Here is a 22,512-nt window from a genome sequence, read left to right on the forward strand (position 1 = left end):
CGACGCTGTTTGCGATGACCAAACGAAATCCCCTCGCGCTCTCTCTTAAAAAATCGATCGGACTCAAGCTCTACCGTGCGTTGCCTTTCCTCTAGCCGACGCCCCTTTAGTCCAAAAGAAAACTGAAGAAGAAAAAGCGCGATCGAATGCTTATAAAACTCTCATGCGAGTGTCGGCATACTGTTCTTGTTTTCCAAATTCATTCCGGCGAAGTGATCCGTGAAACGCTCACTTTCATTCATGAGCAAGTGCTGTTAACGATCCTGGAGAATACTCTTTGGATGAAAGGTACGCATGATGATCCGTTTACTCAAACGATTCTTTCGAATCCGCAGTAGAGGCTACAAGGAATACCGCATTACAAACATCACGTTTGGATGCGTGGAATAAAGGTCTATACCTTATCTGAAAAGGTATCGATCGGCTGCAAAAAGACTTGTTCGAAGATCTGCCGGGCGACTGTCCAGCGGTTTTCTTTCGAGTTAAGCATAATAATGAGACAGTCCTTTCCTTCTTTTTTCGCGCGGGCGATCAGGCAAGGGCCGGCTTTGGACGTATATCCTGTTTTCACACCTACGGCATACTCATACCGATTCAAAAGATGGTTATGGGTTTTAGCCACAAATTTTCTACCCGATAAAATTTCATTATACGCATGCTGATTGAGTCGGGTAATATCGTTGAAATAAGGGTTTTTGATCGCGTATTCAGCCAGCTGAAGCAGGTCTATCGGCGTAGAGTGATGATTGCCGATATCATAGCCGCACGGGTTGGTGAAGAGCGTATTGCTCATCCCGATCTGCCGCGCTTTTGCGTTCATCATCTCGACAAACGTAGTGACATTTCCGCCGACGGCGATGGCGATTGCCATTGCCGCGTCATTGTCCGATTCGATCATGGCCGCTTTGATCAAATCCTCAAGGATGACGATATCCCCTTCTTTGTATCCCGCTTTTGTCGGTTCCACTCGAATCATTTCGGCAGTGATGACGACAGGACGGTACAGATACCCCTGCTCAATCGCCAGCATGGCGGTCATGATCTTGGTCAGACTGGCGGGTTTGACTTCTTTGTATGCTTCTTTGGAATAGACCATGGCATTGGCGTTCAAGTCTTTAACCAGCAAGGCTTCGACGTTGAGTTTGTCGAGTTCGTCATTATTGATTTGGGCATTCAAAGAAAAAGCGAGGAAAAAACATATTAGGGCGAAATATCGATACATCAAATAAGACAACTTTCTAAAGGATTATTCATTTTTCATAGTGTTTAAAAGCCCTATGATTCCATAAAAAACGTAAACTATGGATAAAAAAGCGTCTGTTTTTAGGAAATTTGCCTTTGGCTATGCATAATCCTCACTCTCTTTGCTTTTAAAATTCGCAAACGCCCCTTCGACGCTCATCGTGCTTTTGTAACGCGAAGGGGTCAATTTCACGCTTTTCGTCTTCAAATTGCATACCGCGATGCGAAAGTAAGAGCCGGTATAGGGTTCGACGATGCAGACGATGTTTCCGTCCACTTCCCGCGTCGCATGGATGATCCCCTGCAAATTGTGGAAAAAATATTTCGGATAGCTCAGCGGAGTGATCTCCACAACCTCGGCATACAGGGCTTTATCAAGGGTGCTCGCGATCAGTACCGCATCGTCGTAATTATCAAACTGCACGCACCAGTCGTCGAAAGTTTTGTTGAACTGCCTTAAATCTTCATCCAAAAAACCGCCTGCCGGGGATTGCAATGCATAGATACTCAATTCATAAACCTTGTCGTTGATTGGCCGAAAAATGCAAAAGTTGCAGAAGAACAAAAATTGTTTTTCCAAATTCGGTGCATACGTTCTTGTTATGGTGATATTCTATCAATAATTTGTTATGGATTTTTTAAAAGGAGTGGTACCAGTGGGCGGACTCGAAAAGGCCATAGTTCAGGTTTTTTATCAATATTTTTATTAATTTATATCCCTAAAACTATCCCTATATTTGCCCATAGTTTATTTTAGGGGCATTGTGAGTCCGTCCAAAAAAGCCTCTTTTAATACAAAAAATCCATAAAAAATAAGGAACTTATTGAACATCTTTATTTAAATTTTCAATCATTTTTTCAACAGTTAGCTGCATCGGACCGATTTGTTGTTCACAAATCCAATAGATCTCTTCCGCATCGATATCAAAATAATGATGCGAAATAATATCCCGCACTCCTTTTGCACCCGTCCAATCAATGTCTGAATATTCTTGAAGCAATTTTTTATCGGTAAGCTTGTCGATTTTTTTGAGACTTTCACCGATCGCTATCAACTGCATGCAGATACCATCGAGTTTTTCTTTCCCTTCTGGGGAATCAGTGAAATAATCAACATTTTTTACAGGTTCAAAACGTTTTAGAATGGTTTGCAATGCTTCATTGATCTGCTGTAAAATGATCTGAACCTGTTCTTGTTTAGACAAATACAGCCTCTTTCTCAATATTTTGTTTTAAATATGGATTCATCTTTTCTCGATATCTGATGACATCTACGTTCGAATGAAAAAGATTTTCCAATGCCTGTTTAGCATGAACGATAGCAAACATATCAGGAGTTTTTGTTTCAACTACCACATCTATGTCACTATCATTCTTTGCTTCATTTCGAACGGTCGAACCAAATAAACCAATGCGAACAATACCGAATTTATCTGCAAAATTCATTTTAAATTGCTTCAAAATATCAAGTGCTTCATCTTTTCGCATCAGATCTCCTTTTATTTATGTCATTCTACCATATTCGGCAAACACCTGAATATATTCATCGTATTTGATCATTCATGTGCTGTCCATGAACCATTCATATAAGCCACGATTTCTGAATATTGCCATACTGATAGCTTTGGAGAAAGCTTTCGTGGCTTCGGTAGCCTTCCCTGTTTCACCCAAGCCCACACTGTGGATCGTTGTATGCCAATTAAACGCATTACTTCCGGTAATCGAATCAGTCTATCTTCATGCATGATAAGCTTCCTTTTCAATTAGAATATTTAAAAAAATAGAAAAATATTTTTTCGGTAAAATACAGAATGTCGATATTTGCATATGCTGCCAGGCTGAGCACTATCGACTCCTTATCTTTTGATTTGTATATAACCATTATTTAGTTCCTTCTCAACATGATCGTTTTCTATAGTTGTTTCTAAAAAAGCAATGGCTGCGGCGATATTGAATTTTTGAATTTCTCTGGCATACTCTGCCAATAAACTATCCTTGAAAGGTGTCTTTGCGAGGTTGGAATCCAATTTCTGCTTGTTTATGATCAACTTTTCGTTCAAAATCTCTTTTAATTGTTCTTCGATCTTTTTACGTTCGAACAGTGAATTTTCAAGATCTTCCAGTTGCTTTTTTTTGTTTTCGATTTCATGATTTAGCGGTTCAAGAAAGCGTTTGTACAGCTTGTGCGGAATATGGACATCCCCAGTCACTGCTTTTTCGTTGTGAGGAATGACATTGAGACCATATGGTACAAGAAGCTTTTTCACAAATCTGTTCGTCTCATCTTGTAGTATCTGAAAACTATTTGTCTTTTCAAACCAATTATGAAACCTGTTAAGTGAAAAAGACCAGTGTGTCATTAAAACGTGCATATGCTCAGATGTCTCATCACGATGTATATCGATGTGCACTAACGAGTTTTTAAGTAGATTCGCAAAAAACTTTGCGATTTCAAGATAGACCTTATCATCTAATGTAACTTGTCCTTCTCCTCCTATTTGCAGAATAATTTCCCGCATAAAAGAAGTAGGTATCTCCTGTAAGGTCCCATCCTTTTTTCTGTACTTACCATTCTTTTTGGGAAACCTTGCATTTACGGGCAACAATCCATTTGATTTTGCATGCAAAAATTCTTGACGCAAAATGATTAGAAGATCTTTTTCATTGGTTATATCATTAAAATTCTTACCAGCGTAACCTCTATTCAAATAAACTCGATTTGGATCTGAAGTCTTTGGATATGCCATTGTTCCAACATCAGATTGTTTTCTGGCATTATGGGCAATAGCAATACTAACTTCATTTCCGCGTAATTTTCGCACTCTAAGGGCACAGCTAACATTCATTTTGATTTCTCCTCATTTGATAAGATGGATATTTAGATATCCTTGTAGAGCATCTTAGCAAAATGGAATTCGTCAAAATAAAAAAAAATCAGATTCTATTTTTTTATGTATTTTTCCTTTTTTTATACTTTAATATTATATAATACCAATAATTACTATGTATAAAGACATGTCACTTATAATGTCTTATATGTAATAGAAAAGAATTTGCTGAACAGCCATCTGTTTGTCTGTAGTGAGTATATATATTTATACAAAGCGAGCAATCAGAAAATTTCAAAATACAATAGAAATCATTCCAATTTTTTTGTACATGTTATAATCATCAGAACTATATAAATCTAAGAGAACAATACCTTTTTACCATGAGCCCTTTATCCGTATCCATCCTCTCAGATCTGCACTTTGATTCTCATTTCCCATCATCGGGTGTCACCGAGGCAATGGTACGCAAACTCTTCGATCCGATCTTTACTCCAAACAGAATGGAACCAGCCGATGTATTGATTGTCGCTGGCGACCTCGGGCATGACAACAATCAGAATATTACGATCGTCAAACTGCTGCATAAACTCTACTTCGAACATATCATCTGTGTCTTGGGGAATCACGACTATTATCTGATCAATTCCAAGATTGCGGCACACTATGACAATGACTCGTTTAAACGAGCTCAGGAGATGCGGGATCTACTTAATGAGATTGACGGAGTTTATTGTCTGGACGGTAACGTTGTCGAGATTGAAGGCGTTCGATTCGGAGGATGTGATTCGTGGTATGACGGGCAATACGTACTGCATCATCTCAATCCCCACTACGAGTATGGATTGGATCACGTTCAGAGCCTATGGAAGCATACGATGAACGATGCACACCATATGCCCAACATCAAACGCTTCGATGAACTCTGGGATATCGAGAAACCAAAAATCGAAGCGGTCTATCAACAGTGTGACGTAATGATTACCCATGTCATGCCATCTATCAATCCCGAACATGTAGATAAGATGTATCGAAATGATAAAGCGACCGGCTATTTTACATTCCATGGAGAGAAGTATCTCAAAAAGACCACAGCTCATACATGGGTTTACGGTCATAGCCACAGCAATCAGGATGTCGAAGTACACGGCGTGCGGATGGTCGCCAATCAGCTCGGGTATCGTAACGAAGCAATTAAAAATGGCTTGCAAGACAAACGTCTTGAGATTTATCCGAATACCGATAGAGCAAATTTATGACAATTAATAAAGAAACATTCATCATCGCCGATACCCACTTCGCCCATGCGAACATCTTGGAATACGAACCAAACCGTAAAATCGTTCTCGGTGATCATCCTGATGAGCGGATGGTAGAGCTGTGGAATCAAACCGTAGGCAAAGACGATATCGTCTTACACCTTGGAGACTTCGCTTTCAAGAGCGAAGCGGTCCGCACATGGGCTACAAAACTCAACGGCATCAAATACCTCCTTCGAGGTAATCATGACAAGAGTGCACAGACGTATCTTGATAACGGTTTCGCGGGAGTGATCGACTTTCCGGCCAAAGGAGAGCCGGCTTATCATATCGCCGATGTGGATGAAGTCCGGATTCTATTCAGTCACTATCCGATCGTGAGCGATGGCTTTGATGATACCCATTGGCGCTATCTATCCAACGTATTTTACAGAGAGCACTGTGATATCAATATCCACGGTCATATCCATTCGATGCAACTTAATGAGAAGTTTTGTATTAATGCGAGTGTCGAAGCAATTGAGTATACTCCGATTAAATTAGGCAAACTGCTCAACAAAAAAATGTCATTAGAAATTTAATGTTTTGGTTAATACTCTATTTAATGAATCATTAAAGAGTTTATACCTGCTCTTTACAAATTGCCATATTTTTCTATAGAGTCTCATACAAACACTATGATTGAGTAAAAAAGGACATATCATGCAAGACAGATACATTGTGCCAGAAGTTCAAGAAATGATGAACAGATTAAAAAAATCGGTTGACGACATTATGGTTGATTTGGAAAAAGCCAAACTCTTCCCTGAAAAAAAAGAAGAGATCCTTGAAGAAGTAGAAAAAGTAACATTTGTCATGGACATATTGTTTAACGATAACAATCTTGGAGAACTTGAAAAAAGCTTCATTTATGTTGAATCTCTCCGCCTCAATATCCCCCATTGGGAAAAGCCTTAACGACAATTCTGAAAATAACAAATATTTTTCCCGAAAGCAAAGAAGAATTAGAAAAGTCTTATTTGTACTGGCTACGTTATCTGTAGCGAACGATTATGGTGAACTCAAAAAATATCATATTTATATTGAGTCTTTTCGTATAAACATTCCGAATTGGGAAAGTATGTAATCAGTTAGCGATCATAAAACTTCTCAACAAACCCCATTATTTTATCCAAAACCCTCGGCACCACTTTTCGGCGTTCCAAGAGTTTTGGCTTGACGTTGAGCGTGTTGGCGATATCGTCACTCAGAGGCTGTCGCTCGTCATAGAGGTAGGTATCGACCACCTTTTTAACCTCTTCTTTGTTTAGGTTTTCTTCTTCGCATAGAGCATCAAACGCTTTGATTTTCTCTTCATCCCAAAACTTCTCAAACGCATCATCCACGGTATCGACATCTTCGAGGCTCATCAGGTGACCATCGATAAACCGCTCAATAAGTTCTCGTTTGCTTCTAAGCTGTGCATTGCCGTTGATGATATTAACGATATTCTGACGCTGTTTTTGGTGCTCCGTCTCGTTGGCATCTTTAAGCTGTGCCAAGAGTTTGAGGATATAGATGACGTTGATTTCATCTTTGTGGATGAGTTCGAGTTCAAAGTCCACATCTTCGAGGATGGAGACTTTTTCTTTCCCTTCCCCTTTGCCGATAGTATCGTGGATATCGAGGTATTTGCTCTTGTAGTCTTCAAACTCCTGTTCGACAATTCCCAAATCTGCGAAGCTGAAATCAGCAAAACTTCCGAGGATGTTTTTAATCCGCATAAGTTCCCTAAACGCTTTGACGAATTCGAGTTTGGACTCTTCATCGTAGAGATCATTTACGCTGTCGATGGTCGGCGCAATCTCTTTGAGCTTTTTGAGGGCTTCGACAAATTTCTCGACATACTCCTCATACGACTTCATCAAAATAATCTCTTTGGCATTTTTGTTCGAGAACAAAGCGATGGCATCATCAGTCGCTTTTTTCAAGTTGCGGAAACAGAGGATATTCCCTTGGGATTTTTGCTCGTTGAGAATACGGTTGGTTCGTGAGAACGCCTGAATCAATCCGTGGTATTTGAGGTTCTTGTCCACATAGAGGGTATTGAGCGTTTTTGAGTCGAAACCCGTGAGGAACATATTGACCACGAGGAGAATATCAATCTCTTTGAGCTTCACCCGTTTGGAAATATCGTTGTAGTAATTATAAAAACTTTGGGTATCTCTGGTCGTGAAATTGGTACCGAACATCGTGTTGTAATGACCGATATACTCTTCAAGCTTGTCACGGCTGTGCTTGTTGATGTGTTCTTCATCGACGTGCGCCCCGTCACTTTCATCGAGTGCATCCAAACCGTTAGCGTCTTTATCATCCTCGTTGGTACTGTAAGAGAATATCGTAGCTATTTTCAATCCGTGCTGCTTCGATTGAAAGAGGTCGTAGTATTTGGTTAATACATCGACACTACTGACGCACATCATTGCCGTGAACTCTTTGGAATGAGTTTTTCGACCGTGATTAGCGATGATATATTCAGTTATCTTTTCTAACCGCTCAGGCGATTCGAGAAGTTCTTTGGTATCAATGTCTTCGACTTCGATATCGAGGTTGTTTTGGCTACCCTCACGCTCTTTGTAGCGCCCTACATACTCGACCGAGAATTTGAGAACGTTATCATCCGCTATCGCATCGGTGATGACGTATTTATGCAGACACTCATCGAATAGCTCTTTGGTGGTGCGCTTGCCGAATTTGTTCCCCGTAGCGTTATCCGCAAATATCGGCGTTCCCGTGAATCCTATCATCTGATAGTTATTGAAAAACTTCGTGATGTTCAGATGGGTTTCCCCAAATTGGCTGCGGTGACACTCATCGAAGATAAAGACGATGTGTTTATCCCGTAAATTTTCCATCTTTTCCAAATAGCGTTGCTTGTTGATAGCGGTGTTGAGCTTTTGGATGGTGGTGACAATTAGACGAGTATCGTCATTAAACTGTTTGACGAGCGAAGCGGTGTTATCGGTGCCGTCCACACTCCCCTGAGAAAAACTATTGAACTCTTTGGTGGTTTGGTAGTCGAGGTCTTTTCTATCTACCACGAAGACGACTTTGTGGACATTGGGGAGTTTCATCAGGATTTGAGCGGTCTTGAACGATGTGAGGGTTTTTCCTGAACCTGTCGTGTGCCAAATATAACCGTTCTTATTGGTATTGACGACTCTTTCGATAATCGCTTCGGTTGCATGGTATTGATACGGGCGCAGAATCATCAGCGTCTTCGTCACTTCTGCCAATACCACGTATTTACAAATCATTTTCGAGATATGACACGGTTCCAAAAAGACATCGGTGAACTCATTGAGGTTCGTGATATTGCTGTTCTCACGATCTGCCCAAAAGAACGTCTGCTTGAACGACTGCTTACGGTTGTTGGCGTAGTATTTAGTGTTCACTCCATTGGAGATGACAAAGATTTGGACATAGTGGAATAGTGCACTGTTGGCACCGTAGGAGTGACGCTGATAGCGGTTGATTTGGTTAAACGCCTCTTTGAGTTCCAGTCCTCTGCGTTTGAGCTCGATTTGCACCAATGGCAAACCGTTGATGAGAATCGTCACATCGTAGCGGTTTTTGTAGCTCCCCTCGATGGTGACTTGGTGAGTCACCTGAAAGAGGTTTTGGCACCAATGTTCGGTGTCGATAAATTCGATGTATTTGGTCGTGCCGTCCGCGCGTGTAAGGGCGTATTTGTCACGGAGGATTTTCGCTTTCTCGAAGACATTTCCCTTGTTCAGGTGGTTGAGGATACGGGCGAACTCGACCTCATCGAGGGTCGTTTTATTGTGCCGCTCTAATTGTTTTTTGAGATTGGCGAGAAGCTCTGACTCATCACGGATGAGGACTTTTTCATAGCCTAACGAGACAAGTTGTTTGAGGAGATTGTCTTCGAGGATGGCTTCGGATTGGGTGCTCATCTATTTTCCTGCTGTCGAATATTTTTAAAGCGAGTATCCCGTTCTTCAAAGAAATCTGCGATTGCGTTATTCGTGTCTAAAAAAGCTTTTTTTTGAATATCCTCTTTCAGCATCACTTGATGCATCGAATCAATCTCTTCTTTGGGGTACAAAGATTCCATTATCGAGCGTACAGTTTCATCTTCTACCAATTCTTTCAATAAGTCTCTTGATGATACAAGGGAACCGTTATAGTATTTTTTTTCTAAAACACTTTTCACCTTGTCATAATTGTTCTTTCTGAGCTTGAAATCACATAAGAGGCTGTAATAGGATAAAAGTGATTCGGTATCAGGATAATTAGTCATCCATTTTTTTATAGTTTTTTGGCATTTGTTGTATTGGCTACTGTAATATAAAAATTGGACTTTGTGTATCAACAAATCTCTATTCTGATATTTTGATTCTAAAAAGATTATTTTTTGCAATTCCATATACAACTTATATAAATCATGCATGGACTGATGCATGTATCCTAAATTCGAAACAACTGCCTGCAACTTTTGACCATTAACGATAGTTATTGAGCTACTTGATATTCTCTTTTCATTTAATTCATACATTTTTAGATTAGTCCGAATTTGTTCAAGCAAAAGCAGTTCATCGGTATTCGCATATTCGTTGTAATTTGTCACTTTGTCTATGAGTTTATAGATACTCTCATATCGTAACAACAACTCTTCTCCGATTATTAAATAGGAATTTTTAATTTGATCTGGATACAGATAAGTTGCATTCATACACTTATTTTGTAAAGCGATATAAAAATCTTTTTTGTCCAGTTTTCCACTTCGAATTTCTGATTGGAACTGAGACGGGCTGTGCATACTACTTCGAAAAAGTAAATCAAAAATTGAAAAAAGAGCATTTTGAATACAGTATAAATCATATTCAACAATAGGACGAATCTGATTTTTACGTTTTTGCTGAGGATATACAGAAAAGACAATCCAAAATATCAATGCCGATAGAAGTGAATGTAACAAAGGAAACCAAAATTTGCTCTCATTGACGAACGAATGAACGTCATTTACGATGTTTGTCATGTTTCCATCCATTAAGAGCATTTTTTCACACAAACATCTGCTGAAGCAGACCTTTTTTGAAGTTTTTGACTTCGTCAAGCTGTTTCGCTACGAGGTCAATTTTGGTATCGATAGCGGAGAGGAAATTGGCAATTTTGGTTTGTTCTTCATGAGATGGCAAAGGTAATAAAATATCTGAGAACTGCTTGTAGCTAATCATCTTACCATCCCGAATACCTTCAATATTTTTATTCATCAATTTGATGTATTTCTCTGTTTTAAAGTAGTGTTTGTAAAATTGGTTATTAAGCTCTATACGCTTACGGAGAATGACATATGCAGGGCTGCAAATACCTTTATAATTTGAGTATTCGATACCTCCTTGAAACGAACGAAGGCTTATGACGAAATCGCCGATCTCTACAATTTTATAGGTTTCAACACTCTTATCGGTTACAGAAACTTGATAATCAATCATATCTCTTGGAATTGCACCGTGTTCTTGGGTAATCGCAAGAATTGGCAAATCTGAGTTATGGTCTTTATTTGAAATGCTCTCGAACAGAAGATTTCCATTCTTCTCTTCCCATTCAGAAAACTCGCTTCCATCGTCAGCCTTGAAGCGTAGCTCTTGCGAAAAAATCTTCTGCATTACCCCTTTTTTATACTGTTCGAGGAGTTCTTTTTTACGGGTGAGGCGGTCGATTTTCGAATCGACGGCGGAGAGGAAAGAGGCGATTTTTTGTTGTTCGTCATCATTTGGCAAATTTAACGTCAGTGTTCTGAGCTGTGAAGAATACAAATGTACAACAGAAATTCCCTGCGCTAACTTTGCGATATCAAGTTTCTTTTTATTGTTTAAATAATACGATAAAAATACACCATTCTGTTTCGTTTTAATTATGTTTAAATCGCCACCAAGAGCAACACCATCTTTTAAAACACATGAAGCTGTTGCAATATCAATCTGTGATTCTCCAGAAGCTGGGATAATAATGTCATTGTATTGACTTAAAACTAACTCTTTTGAATTTAGATTAGTTCTTGAAACGATATTGTTAATAGTTTCGTTGTAGTGTGTATATAATTCACCATATCGGATACACTCTATTGCACCATCTTCATGAATATCGAACTTCGCTATACCTTTTCCTTTGGAAAATTTCGCAATATCCCCTAATTCATGTTCTTCCCACTCCCCACTATACTCTTTAAATCGTAATTTTGGCATTCTGTTCATCTTCATCCCTTAGAACGGTGCCGAAATACCGAGTTCAACACAAAACGCCGCTATCGTCGCATCGGTCGTTTTCATCTGTGTATCGATGTCCCGAAGCTCACGGGCAACCGCATCCAAATCGATAGCCTCCTCTTCCTCAAACGTATCGACATAACGGGGGATATTGAGGTTGTAGTCATTTTCTGCGATTTCGGAAAGCGGTGCAAGGTGGGAGTATTTCTCGATTTCGCTTCGGTTTTTGTAGGTGGTGACAATCTTCTCGACATTCTCATCGGTAAGGAGGTTTTGATTTTTGACTTTTTCGAACTCATTGGACGCATCGATAAAGAGGACGTGTTCACTGTCCTCACGGCATTTTTTGAATACCAAGATACACGTAGGTATTGAGGTGCCGTAAAAGACATTGGCAGGGAGTCCGATAACCGCATCGAGGTAATTTTTGTTCTCGATTAGGTATTTTCTAATCGTCCCCTCAGATGAGCCACGGAACAATACCCCGTGAGGCAAGACAATCGCCATCGTTCCGTTCTCGTCCAAATGATGAATCATGTGTTGAACAAAAGCGAAATCGGCTTTGCTCGATGGTGCAAGAACACCGTATTGACTGAATCTGTCATCACTCATATGCAGAGGATTCGCCGACCAGTTAGCAGAGAACGGAGGATTGGCGACAATCGCTTCGAACCGCTCATCGATGTGTTGAGGGTGTTCTAACGTGTCTTCTTGCTTGATGTCGAATTTACGATAATGGACATCGTGCATAATCATGTTCATACGGGCGAGGTTGTAGGTGGTGCGGTTGAGTTCCTGACCGTAGAAGTTGCTGACATCCTGAACCTCTTTGGCGACACGTAACAGCAATGAACCCGAGCCACACGTCGGGTCATAGACTGATTTGAGCTTACTTTTGCCGTTGGTGACGATTTTAGCGAGGACTTTCGAGACTTGTTGCGGAGTATAGAACTCTCCCGCTTTTTTCCCTGCCCCTGCGGCGAACTGAGCGATGAGATATTCATACGCATCACCGAGGACGTCACGGTCGTGGTTTTTAAGCTCAAAGTTGATTTGGTCGAGGTGAAAAAGGACTTTGGCGATGAGAGTATTTTTTGCCTCTTCGGTTTTACCGAGCTTGGTCGAGGTCAAATCTAAATCTTCAAACAGATGAACGAAATCGTCCTCACTATCATGCCCCATAGTGGAGGACTCGATACTTCGAAGGATTTTAGTCAGGTCTTCGAGGATGAAGTTGTTTTTGTCTCCATTCCCTCGTTTGGCGACTTGGGTGAAGAGTTCGGAAGGTTTTAGGAAATACCCCAGTTTTTCAATGGCTTCTTCACGGATAGCTTCGAGATATTCTTGACCATCAGTAGAATTTTCATCGATGGATAGATAAGTTATTTCATCCTCTTTGAGAATGTCATCGGCGTAGTCTTCCATCTTTTCAGAGAGGTATTTGTAAAAGATAAATCCGAGGATATAGTCACGGAACTCATCCGCATCCATCTTACCCCGTAAAGTGTTTGCAATATTCCAAAGTTGTTGTTCTAATAGTTTCTTTTGCTCTTCGCCCATGCTAACCTATTTCCATATATATTAATTACTTGTATTATAGCTTCCTTTGTTAAGGATCCCATTATTATTGGCTGCGAGTGCCTCAAAATGCACAAAACGCCTATTGCGTCATTGAGCTTTTTACTCTATTCATCCATGAAGTTTGTGCTTTAGCGGTTTTGAAGTTCATCTGTCATCCTTAACATTTTGATGATGACAGTGTAAAGAGGTGGTTGGACACCGTCGTGTCCGTTTACCCGATCAACTCTTCGATTTGACGATTTAAAAAACTATCGGCAATCCCTTTGGCTTTGAGTGCTAGTGCCTTTGGAGAAGTGACAATAAGATCAGGCATCCACTTTTTCACCTCTTGCATGATCTCACGTTCAGAGGTCGCAAGCACTTCGATCTCCATGCTTCCATCCTCAAAGGTTTTAAGTATACGCTGGGTACTGGCGAAAGGTCGGCGATGGAAGTATTTGGCAATATCGGGTGAGGCTTTGAGAGCAACGGTGAAAGGTTCCTTGTCGGGTTCGAACCATGCGTTGATAGCACGCTCTAATATCCGATAGGTGGCATCGTTGGAAATGAATCTCTCTGTGGTGATCTCCAGATGATCGATCCCTTTGAAATAATAGGTCTTTAGTTTGCTCTCTATGAACTCTTCACCATAGAGATACCAATATCCTTCAAAGGATACGATCTTATAGGGATGGACATGACGGAGCTTATTGTTGTAGTTGAACCGTACCATCTTGTTCTCCATGATGGCTTGTTCAATGATATGGAAATGTCCCAGTTTATCGGAGATATCTTCGATAATGGTTTTCGAGTAAATGGGATTTTTGGTGTTGTTTTGAAGTTTGGAGAAGAGTGATTTGGCTTTTACCCCAAACTCTGATCCGATCCCCTCAGCGATATTGCCCAACATCTCCAGTACTAGTGCCTCTTCGGGGGTTCGCTCTTTGGTGAGCGAATGTCCCCCTTGCATCTTCCATTTACTCCCCTGTTTCTCTATCGGAAAGCGGATCAGACGTTGGTTGAAATCACGTTGGATGGTTTTAGTCGAGACGTTGAATTCAGCGGCTAGATCCTGCACTGATACTACCTCTCCCTCATACAGACGTTGGAGGATAATAGTCAATCGAGTAAGGATCTTATCGTAGTCGTGAATTTGTCCCATCGTTTTCCTTTAACGGACACTATGTTGTCCAATCGATGTTGCATCATACTGCAATCAAACTTAACGCTAAAAGGGACAGACAATGGAATCAATGATCATCAGTACAATGGCGGCAATCTGGGTAAGGGCAAAAATGTATGAGAAACACTCAGTTAAAACATTTTCACAATCGCTTAAATCAATAGCGATCGATCTCGTTCGATAAAGGCTCAACGATGTATGTAAATTTCTCCTCTACCGCCGCAAGAGCACAAGCACAACGTTCACGCTCATCTCATCAGGCAATGGGACTATCCAAGATGACTTCATCACTCTATTCGCATCACGGTGATCAAGTCTATCTGCTCGATACCTACACAAAATTGGGGAGAAGGGTCGCTTTGGTGATGGATACAGTGGATGAAATTATGTTTGAGGTGTTTTACGATGCACTTGAAATGTCATAATATTCTCTAAAAATAACTAAATATGGTGATATTAAGCAAAGAGGTATTACCCTATTGAACATATTTGAGAGTGTAAAGGCTACCATTGACGATTCTCCATTTCTCCGACACCCATCTGGGATTTAACGATCTTGAGATCGTCAATGAATCCGGTATTCGCACTGAAAAATTTGCTCCATGAACTTTAATATTGACCCACTTCTAAGTCATAATATTTCTGTATTGACACTTAAAAAGGATACATATGCAATTTGAAATTATCATCGCTGTTATCGTATTATCGATAGTCATCATAGGCTCTGTTATTTGGATGCGAAAAAGCATTCAAAGCTCACCTGATGCAACTCTACAAAATGAACTGAGTCAAAAACGTGATTTAGCTGCTCAAGTTCCTTTATTAACGCAGAGAATAGAAAATTTAGAGATTGAAAAAAATGATTTTGTACGATCGATAGATACACAAAAAACTTATTTATCTCAAAAAGATGTGACTATAGCTGAAAATGAAAAAGATCGAATTGAACTTTCAAAAAAACTAGCAGATAAGGAAAATCAAGTTGTTAAACTCGAAAGTGAAAAAAATGAGTTAAATAAATCGATCGAAGCGCTAAAAAGTCAGTTGCAACAAGCCAATAGCAATATTGATAAAAAAGAGCATGAATTACAACAGTTAACTCTTGGTTTTCAAAAAGATACTGAACGCTTTAACAGCAAAAATAGCGATTTGCAAAATGAGATTAATACACACAAAGATGACTTAAAAACAGCTCAGAAGAAAATAGATAATTTACTTGAAGAAAATACCACTTTAACCAGTCAAAAATCAGTATTACAAGCTGATTTAAACGCCCTAAATGAAAGTAAAAATGAGTTACTTCAATCAATGAAACTCTTGAAAGATGATCTTACTTTAGCTCAAGGAAAAGTAGAAACCTTGCAGGAAAACAATAGCGATCTTAAAGCAGAAAAATCTAAATTTCAGGCAGAACTTTCTGCTCAACAAGAAAATAACGAAAAACTCAAAAAAGATTTTGAAGAACAGAGTAAAAAGCTTGAGCTAAAACTCAACGAAATCATGCAGCAAAACCTTGATAGTAAACTCAAAAAATTCGATGAAACTTCGATGAAATCACTTGATGGCTTACTAAAACCTTTCAAAGAGAATCTTGATACATTCAAGAAAAAGGTCGAAGACTCTCAGGAAAACAGTACCAAAAAGTTTGCCGAGCTTTCCAAAGAAATAGAGCAAGTTACCAAGGCAGGTATGAATATCAGTAAGGAAGCCGAAAGCCTTACAAAAGCGCTTAAAGGCAAGAAACAGATGCAAGGCAGCTGGGGAGAGATGATACTTGAAAGCGTACTTGAATATTCCGGTTTACGCAAAGGTGTACACTATGAAACACAAGAAAGCTATAAAGATGAGGAAGGAAATACTAAACGCCCTGACGTGATCATAAAGCTACCGCAAGAGCGAACCATCATTATCGACTCGAAAGTCTCACTCAATGATTATAACAACTATATACATGCGGAAACAGATGAAGAACGGCTATTGGCAACCAATGGAATCGTTACTTCATTTAAAAACCATATAGACACACTTGATAGCAAAGATTATGCTCATTACAAAGTAGGAACATTGCAATACGTCTTTATGTTCGTTCCTATTGAAGGTGCTTTTGCCATGGCCGTACAGCAAGATCCACAACTATATGAATACGCGCTCAAAAAACATATTGCAATAGTCAACCCTTCCACATTAACTGTTTCTCTCAGAACCATATACCTTTACTGGCAAAGTGAGCAATCCAATACACTCGCATCACAACTTTTTGACGAAGCAGGAAAGCTGTATGACAAAATGGTTGGCTTTTCAGATAGTTTCGGAAAGATAGGCAAACAATTGCAAACAGTGACAAGCACATATGATAGTGCACATAAACAACTGACAGAGGGCTCTGGTAATTTGATGGGCCGTGTTGAAAAATTGAAACGGCTTGGAGCACGAACCTCAAAGACACTGAAAGATTCTAAAATAGAATTTCAGGATTTTGATGAAGCAGAAATGGAAATTGAATTACTGCCTGAGTCTATGATTGAGTCACTTTCATCAGATGCTGATTAATTTTTTACCATTCAGATATTGCAGACAAAGAACGGCACATCCAGATCATGGAAGCGTTTCACATGATCAGCGAATCGTATCGACAGATATTTCTGATCTCTCATGAAACGGAGATTAAAGAGATGTTTGAGAGAGTGATAGAACTGTGATTTTAAGCAAGGAGACCGCATGCCAGTAACACATGACCCATCAGAGTATATAAGAGGACTTCAGCAAATACTGATTTCAGATAAAAAACGTATAGGCTTTTTATTTGGAGCAGGAACTTCAATGGCGAAAAAAAATGAACATTCCTTAACGGTACCAGCAATCGGTCCATTAACAAACAATGTTGTTGAAGTTTTGTCTCAAGAGAATGAAAATTATAAAACATTGTTTGAAGAAATCAGTGAAGAGCTTGGAAGCAATTTCAATATTGAGACCATTTTGACTAATCTGGAACAAAAGCGTCAAATTATTGGTAAAGGCACTCTCAACGGCTTGGATCATGAAGGTTTTAATACCCTTATCGAAGCATTCAAAGAGGAAATTAGAAAAAAGATAAGTGTTCACACGGAATTTTCACAAGAAATTGCACCACATATGGTTCAAACTGATTTTGCCAAATGGGTTGGGCAAATTCATCGTAAATATCCAGTAGAAATATTTACTACAAATTACGATTATTTATTTGAGCTTGGACTTGAATATTGCAATGTCCCATATTATGATGGTTTTACTGGTAGTTTTAGACCGTTTTTCAATTCCAGTTCGGTAGAAGAAATGAATTTCTTACCAAAGCAAACCAAACTATGGAAAATACATGGCTCACTCGGTTGGCAAATCGATGATGGAACACAAAAGATTATACGTACAAATAGTGATGGTAATGATATTCTGATTTATCCATCAGTGCTCAAGTATAATGATTCAAAAAAACAGCCATATGAAAGTCTAATGGATCGTATATCTAATTTTTTAAAAACTAATGATTCAATCTTGATCGTGTGCGGATATTCATTTGGTGACGAACATATTAATGCCAGGATTGAAGCGGCATTAAATTCCAATACCACATCTCATGTAATATTCTTACTTTTTGACAAATATTGGTGTGCGTCATCTGAATTATATAAATTTGCGTTAAATGACGAACATCCTATTTATAAATTTGCTACAGCAAATAGCAAGATTTCCGTCTATGGTATGAGAAGTGCAGTTATTGGAGGTAAATATGCTGCATGGCAATTAAAAAATCAACCTGACAAAGATGATACCGTACAGGTTAACTTCTTTTTTGATGAAGATTTTGATGATACTCAAGAAATAGGTGCACATGTAGCGGGTACAGAATCATGGACTGGCAAAGGAGAATTTATCTTGCCAGATTTTACAAAATTAGTAAATTTTCTAGATTCAGTTATGCCAGAAAATGAAATTGGTGGATGGGCAAGACATGGTTAATCATCAGACTACGATAGGCGAAATTGACAGTATTAATGGTAACACCATATCTATTCGGTTGTTTGACAATATTAAATCCCATATGCCTATTATCGATGGTGTAGTTTATAGAGTGGGACAAATAGGCTCATTTCTCAAGATTCCACTTGGATATGCCAACCTATACGGAATTGTTACTCAAATTGGTTCTAGTGCCATACCTGAAGCATTCAGAGAAGTATATGCAAGTGATTATGAACATGCCAAAAACACCCAATGGCTTAGTCTTGTACTTGTAGGTGAACAAATAGGAAAAAAGTTTGAGAGAGGTATTACACAGTTTCCTGCAACTAACGATAAAGTTCATTTGGTAACGATTGATGATCTGGATATTATTTATGGCGGGTTGAAAGAAGATGACTCTATTACGGTAGGCAATATCAGTGTCTCTGAAAGTCTTGCTGCCAAGTTGGATTTGAACAAATTTATTTCAAGACACTGTGCAATAGTTGGTTCAACAGGAAGTGGAAAGTCTAATACAGTGTCTGTATTGCTCGAGGCTATTGCCAAACGAGAATTCATTAGTTCAAGAATTTTAGTGATTGACCCGCATGGGGAATACAGCGAAGTCATTAAAGGACAAAGCAAAGTCTATCAAATAAATGAGTCTCAATCAAATAATAAACTCTATATCCCATACTGGGCACTTCCCTTTAACGAATTAATTAAGATTTTTCCAGGAAATCTATCCGACTCTCAACGTGAATATCTCCGAGAAAAAATTGTTGAGAAAAAGATTGAAAGCTTGACGATCAATACTCTAGAAATTGAACCTGAAATGATAACGGCAGACAGCCCAGTCCCCTTTAGTATTAAGCAATTGTGGTTTGAGCTAGATGATTTTGAAAGAAAAACATTTCAGCAAGATCGTGTTACGGAATGTTTAGTTGCAGTTGGGGATGCCGCATTATTAAAGTCTTCAGAATACACACCTGCAAGTCCAGGTGGTGGTGCACCTTTTCTCAACAATAAGGCGAAAGGACTATTGAACTTTTTAGATGGTATTCGTATCAAGTTGAAAGATACTAGATATAGATTTTTGTTTCAACCTGGAGAATGGGGACCTGATCTTGACGGTAAAGTGAATAAAGATTTAGATGAACTATTGTATGGGTGGCTTGGCGATGAAAAGCCAATTACAATCTTGGATCTTTCAGGTATTCCAAGTGATATCATGGTTTCCATATCAGGAACATTGCTAAAAATTGTTTATGATACGCTCTTTTGGGGACAAAATACAGCTGCAGGTGGAAAACAGCAACCTCTACTAATAGTACTAGAAGAAGCTCATAATTACCTGAAAGCCGGTGAAAATTCAATCGCTTCTAGAACCGTCCAGACTATTGCAAAAGAAGGCCGTAAATATGGAGTAGGACTATTATTGATAACTCAAAGGCCTTCAGAATTGGATGAAACAGTTTTAAGCCAATGTGGGACGCTAATCGCATTGCGTATGAATAACTCCAAAGATCGTAGCCATATCCGATCAGCTGTTCAGGATGAATTGCAAACAATGGTAGATTTATTACCTAGTCTGCGTACTGGTGAAGGCTTGATCTCCGGTGAAGCAGTAAAAATACCATCCAGAGTAAAGTTTTATAAAACATCAAGTGCTCCAAAAAGTTCTGACCCATTGGTTACTGAACAATGGAAAAAAGACAGCCCAAGTATTGACGAGTATCGCAAAACAATCGCTTCATGGCGAACTCAAAATTTTAATTCATAAATAAAGGAAAAATGATGTGTGAAGATAAAATGTTCCAAGTTAGTTCATCAAATATTCAAGGTGTCGGCTACGACGAAGCTACAGAAACAGTCTGCGTAAGGTTTTTAAATGGCAGTTTATACGTTTACAAAGGTGTTCCAGCCCATGAATTTGAAGGGCTCAAGAATGCACCATCGGTAGGTTCATATTTACATCGTAATTTTAAAAATGTTTATCCATACGAACGAATAGAGTAACAGAAAACCTTTTTTGAGCTTTTAGCTTTAAAACATTTCCTTTGCTCTTATCGCAAATTTATCTAAAAAGGATATTCAATGGATGATACCAAAAATAAACAACTTCTTGCATTTACACAAGAACTAAAAAATATGGATTTATACCCAGGTCAATTCGAGGCAGTAATTAATGCTTACAAAAATTTAGAAGAAAGTGAAAAAAATGAACTTTCTTCAACTTATCAAGAAAAAGCTGTATGGAACCGAGAACAAATAATTGGTAGTGTTTTGATTATTGCAAGTTTGATATCAACGGCAATATATATAATGATCTTACTACCAAACAATAAACTTTTAATTGGAAGTATCACACTATTAATAGCTGGAATTTTGTTTCTTTTTGGAAAAAATTTAGTAGAAATGTTGCTAGTCAAGTTAAATTCATGAAAATTAGCTTTTTTAAACGACGATTTGCTGATCAAAATTTTTTATCTTTAACAATTTTTCAATTATTAGATAGTCATATTGATCCACTTGACAAGCATGAAACTATTATTTTTGATTTTAGTGAATGTACATTTTTATTTGATGTCAATTTTGCTGAATTATTTAGCAAATATTCTACCGGCTATATATATGCATATAAATATTCAAAAAAAATTTCACTTATAAATGAAATAGTTTCCTCTGTTAAAGTATTAGAAGATATTTCTACTCATCCACAATCTTCCAATAGTTTAATATTTAATTTTAATAATGCTACATTTAAAGGGTATCCAAAATTCGATTTTCTATGTTGTTCAGAATTACATTTTAAAAATACTATTTTTCACAAAGGGGCTTTACTAAGGCATTTAGACATTCAATATGTTCTTTATGAACCTCGTCTATTAGGAGCAGATGCCACATTTTATCACCGTAAAAAAGCTGATTTGGCAGCTGGAATATTACGAGGAAAAGAACTTGGCAAAATCGCTGTCTTTCATTATCGTCATGCATTAGAAGGATCCGGCTTTACATTTCTCATTGGGGTCAAATTCACAAAAGAAGCCAGATTTACGGATGCTGTATTAGATAGAGTACAATTTTCTCATTTGAACGAAGAAACATTAAGCAAATGTTTTTTCGCAAATTCTATGCTGGAGGAGACAAAATTTTATAATTGCCATTTTCCTTATCATCAAAATTCATGGACTATTTTTGATAAAGAAGGTTGGTATAAACGACCTCTTTTAATTTTAATTCTATCCCTTCTCATCTTTGTTGCATTATGTATGTATTCTCCTTATTTTGCTATTGCTGGTGCAGCAGTCATTAATGCTTTTGTTTTTATGCCATTAATGTCAGCACTATCAAAAATCTCCTTTTTAAATCTTAACAAGCACATTGCTATTGGTGATGATATAAAAATTTCAAAAGTACAAAAATCTGTTGACGCGGAGAGTAATTATCATGCAATACGTGAAATATATAGACAATTGCGTGTTAATTTTGAAAAACATGGTGACTATCAAACAGCAGGAGAATTTTACTATTCTCAACGTTATACAGAATTATTAACCTTTGGAAGTAAATTTAACCGGTCTTTTTGGCAATGGAATCTTTTATCTATTCACCATATTGTCAATGGTTTTGGTGAACGCTGGATTCGATCTTTAGGTTGGTTTTTGATGACATGGATAGGATTTGCTTTTTTAACTCAACCAAATCTTGATTTTATAAGTTCAAAATCTACACCCGAATATTTTTTTAACGTCTATAAAGACAATCGCGACAAAAAGCTAACGTATAATCTATCTTTCGATGAAAATAATTTAACTGATGAAATGAATCAACCCAAACATTTCATCCTTTTAGTAAAAACCAATTATGAAGATGGAAATAGCACTTATTATTATAAAGCACCCAAATTGACCGAAGAAAAGAACTCGACAAAAAGAATTTTTGCCTTTGACAATCGTTTTGATTACGCATTTACGGAACAATACATTCCTATGCTAAGAGATGACTATACGACCAAATTGGCATATTCTCTTACAAAAATGGTTTCACCTTTCATGTCGGAAGAAAAAAATTGGTTTACACCACGTTCAAAAGATGCTCATTTATTAGGTATTTTTGAATCTGTATTACTTTGGTTTTTCTTTGGTGCTTTTGTATTAGCAGTCAAAAATAAAATTAAGCGATAAAATAAT

21 protein-coding genes are annotated in these 22,512 nt (G+C 38.2%); 10 read left to right on the forward strand and 11 right to left on the reverse strand.

All coding sequences use genetic code 11. The features are described from left to right. Window positions 1-394: 394 nt before the first annotated feature. From JU82_RS08655 to JU82_RS08675, 6 genes are all read right to left on the reverse strand, one after another. Window positions 395-1,177 carry a D-alanyl-D-alanine carboxypeptidase family protein gene (locus JU82_RS08655; RefSeq protein WP_294892665.1) on the reverse strand — a complete coding sequence of 261 codons (783 nt, stop codon included), beginning with the start codon at window positions 1,175-1,177 and terminating at the stop codon, window positions 395-397. A gap of 165 nt (window positions 1,178-1,342) precedes the next feature. Beyond that, window positions 1,343-1,753: a hypothetical protein gene (locus JU82_RS08660; RefSeq protein ID WP_037949473.1), complete on the reverse strand. Its 411-nt coding sequence runs from the start codon at window positions 1,751-1,753 to the stop codon at window positions 1,343-1,345. 310 nt (window positions 1,754-2,063) lie between these two features. After that, window positions 2,064-2,447, reverse strand: coding sequence for a HepT-like ribonuclease domain-containing protein (locus JU82_RS08665; protein ID WP_037949474.1), 384 nt, complete (start codon window positions 2,445-2,447; stop codon window positions 2,064-2,066). Further along, complete coding sequence (locus JU82_RS08670; protein WP_037949476.1) at window positions 2,440-2,730, reverse strand: nucleotidyltransferase domain-containing protein; 291 nt, start codon at window positions 2,728-2,730, stop codon at window positions 2,440-2,442. The genes JU82_RS08665 and JU82_RS08670 overlap by 8 nt, the downstream gene beginning before the upstream one ends. 68 nt (window positions 2,731-2,798) lie before the next feature. Further along, window positions 2,799-2,987 carry an AlpA family transcriptional regulator gene (locus JU82_RS11990; protein ID WP_294892668.1) on the reverse strand — a complete coding sequence of 63 codons (189 nt, stop codon included), beginning with the start codon at window positions 2,985-2,987 and terminating at the stop codon, window positions 2,799-2,801. A 111-nt stretch (window positions 2,988-3,098) separates the two neighbouring features. Beyond that, a complete protein-coding gene (locus tag JU82_RS08675; protein ID WP_037949478.1) occupies window positions 3,099-4,088 on the reverse strand; it encodes a hypothetical protein in 990 nt (329 codons plus the stop codon). 365 nt (window positions 4,089-4,453) lie between these two features. Here JU82_RS08675 and JU82_RS08680 point away from each other — a divergent pair, with 365 nt between their 5' ends. The 3 genes from JU82_RS08680 (at window position 4,454) to JU82_RS08690 (ending at window position 6,286) form a co-directional block, all read left to right on the forward strand. After that, window positions 4,454-5,329, forward strand: coding sequence for a metallophosphoesterase (locus JU82_RS08680; RefSeq protein ID WP_294892670.1), 876 nt, complete (start codon window positions 4,454-4,456; stop codon window positions 5,327-5,329). Further along, entirely contained in the window at window positions 5,326-5,910 is a 585-nt protein-coding gene (locus tag JU82_RS11995; protein WP_294892672.1) for a metallophosphoesterase, read from the forward strand. Before JU82_RS08680 ends, JU82_RS11995 begins: the two co-directional genes overlap by 4 nt. A gap of 121 nt (window positions 5,911-6,031) precedes the next feature. After that, entirely contained in the window at window positions 6,032-6,286 is a 255-nt protein-coding gene (locus tag JU82_RS08690; protein ID WP_037949481.1) for a hypothetical protein, read from the forward strand. Between the two features lie 173 nt (window positions 6,287-6,459). Here JU82_RS08690 and JU82_RS08695 read toward each other — a convergent pair whose 3' ends face one another. The 5 genes from JU82_RS08695 to JU82_RS08715 form a co-directional block, all read right to left on the reverse strand. After that, window positions 6,460-9,285: a type I restriction endonuclease subunit R gene (locus JU82_RS08695; protein WP_037949483.1), complete on the reverse strand. Its 2,826-nt coding sequence runs from the start codon at window positions 9,283-9,285 to the stop codon at window positions 6,460-6,462. After that, complete coding sequence (locus JU82_RS08700; RefSeq protein ID WP_037949486.1) at window positions 9,282-10,370, reverse strand: hypothetical protein; 1,089 nt, start codon at window positions 10,368-10,370, stop codon at window positions 9,282-9,284. The genes JU82_RS08695 and JU82_RS08700 overlap by 4 nt, the downstream gene beginning before the upstream one ends. A 25-nt stretch (window positions 10,371-10,395) precedes the next feature. Further along, complete coding sequence (locus JU82_RS08705) at window positions 10,396-11,589, reverse strand: restriction endonuclease subunit S (protein ID WP_294892674.1); 1,194 nt, start codon at window positions 11,587-11,589, stop codon at window positions 10,396-10,398. 9 nt (window positions 11,590-11,598) lie between these two features. Continuing rightward, entirely contained in the window at window positions 11,599-13,161 is a 1,563-nt protein-coding gene (locus tag JU82_RS08710) for a type I restriction-modification system subunit M (protein ID WP_037949490.1), read from the reverse strand. A gap of 232 nt (window positions 13,162-13,393) precedes the next feature. Beyond that, entirely contained in the window at window positions 13,394-14,323 is a 930-nt protein-coding gene (locus tag JU82_RS08715) for a WYL domain-containing protein (protein WP_294892677.1), read from the reverse strand. 299 nt (window positions 14,324-14,622) lie between these two features. Between JU82_RS08715 and JU82_RS12000 the strand changes: the two genes are divergently transcribed. The 7 genes from JU82_RS12000 to JU82_RS08750 all read left to right on the forward strand — a co-directional run bounded on the left by JU82_RS12000 (window position 14,623) and on the right by JU82_RS08750 (window position 22,506). Next, the gene (locus JU82_RS12000) at window positions 14,623-14,769 is read left to right on the forward strand and encodes a hypothetical protein (RefSeq protein ID WP_294892678.1); all 147 of its coding nucleotides are present in this window, start codon (window positions 14,623-14,625) and stop codon (window positions 14,767-14,769) included. A gap of 244 nt (window positions 14,770-15,013) precedes the next feature. Further along, on the forward strand, window positions 15,014-16,894 hold the full coding sequence (gene rmuC / locus JU82_RS12005; RefSeq protein ID WP_294892680.1) for a DNA recombination protein RmuC: 1,881 nt from the start codon (window positions 15,014-15,016) through the stop codon (window positions 16,892-16,894). A 168-nt stretch (window positions 16,895-17,062) separates the two neighbouring features. Continuing rightward, window positions 17,063-18,337, forward strand: coding sequence for an SIR2 family protein (locus tag JU82_RS08730; RefSeq protein WP_037949493.1), 1,275 nt, complete (start codon window positions 17,063-17,065; stop codon window positions 18,335-18,337). Beyond that, window positions 18,330-20,102, forward strand: a complete 1,773-nt coding sequence (locus JU82_RS08735; protein ID WP_037949495.1) for an ATP-binding protein — start codon at window positions 18,330-18,332, stop codon at window positions 20,100-20,102. Before JU82_RS08730 ends, JU82_RS08735 begins: the two co-directional genes overlap by 8 nt. A gap of 14 nt (window positions 20,103-20,116) precedes the next feature. Beyond that, a complete protein-coding gene (locus JU82_RS08740) occupies window positions 20,117-20,338 on the forward strand; it encodes a KTSC domain-containing protein (RefSeq protein ID WP_037949496.1) in 222 nt (73 codons plus the stop codon). A 78-nt stretch (window positions 20,339-20,416) separates the two neighbouring features. After that, window positions 20,417-20,764, forward strand: a complete 348-nt coding sequence (locus tag JU82_RS08745; protein ID WP_037949498.1) for a hypothetical protein — start codon at window positions 20,417-20,419, stop codon at window positions 20,762-20,764. After that, the gene (locus JU82_RS08750) at window positions 20,761-22,506 is read left to right on the forward strand and encodes a hypothetical protein (RefSeq protein ID WP_037949500.1); all 1,746 of its coding nucleotides are present in this window, start codon (window positions 20,761-20,763) and stop codon (window positions 22,504-22,506) included. Before JU82_RS08745 ends, JU82_RS08750 begins: the two co-directional genes overlap by 4 nt. Window positions 22,507-22,512: the final 6 nt, after the last annotated feature.

The sequence above is a fragment of the Sulfuricurvum sp. MLSB genome, from assembly GCF_000747095.1.
Lineage (GTDB): Bacteria > Campylobacterota > Campylobacteria > Campylobacterales > Sulfurimonadaceae > Sulfuricurvum.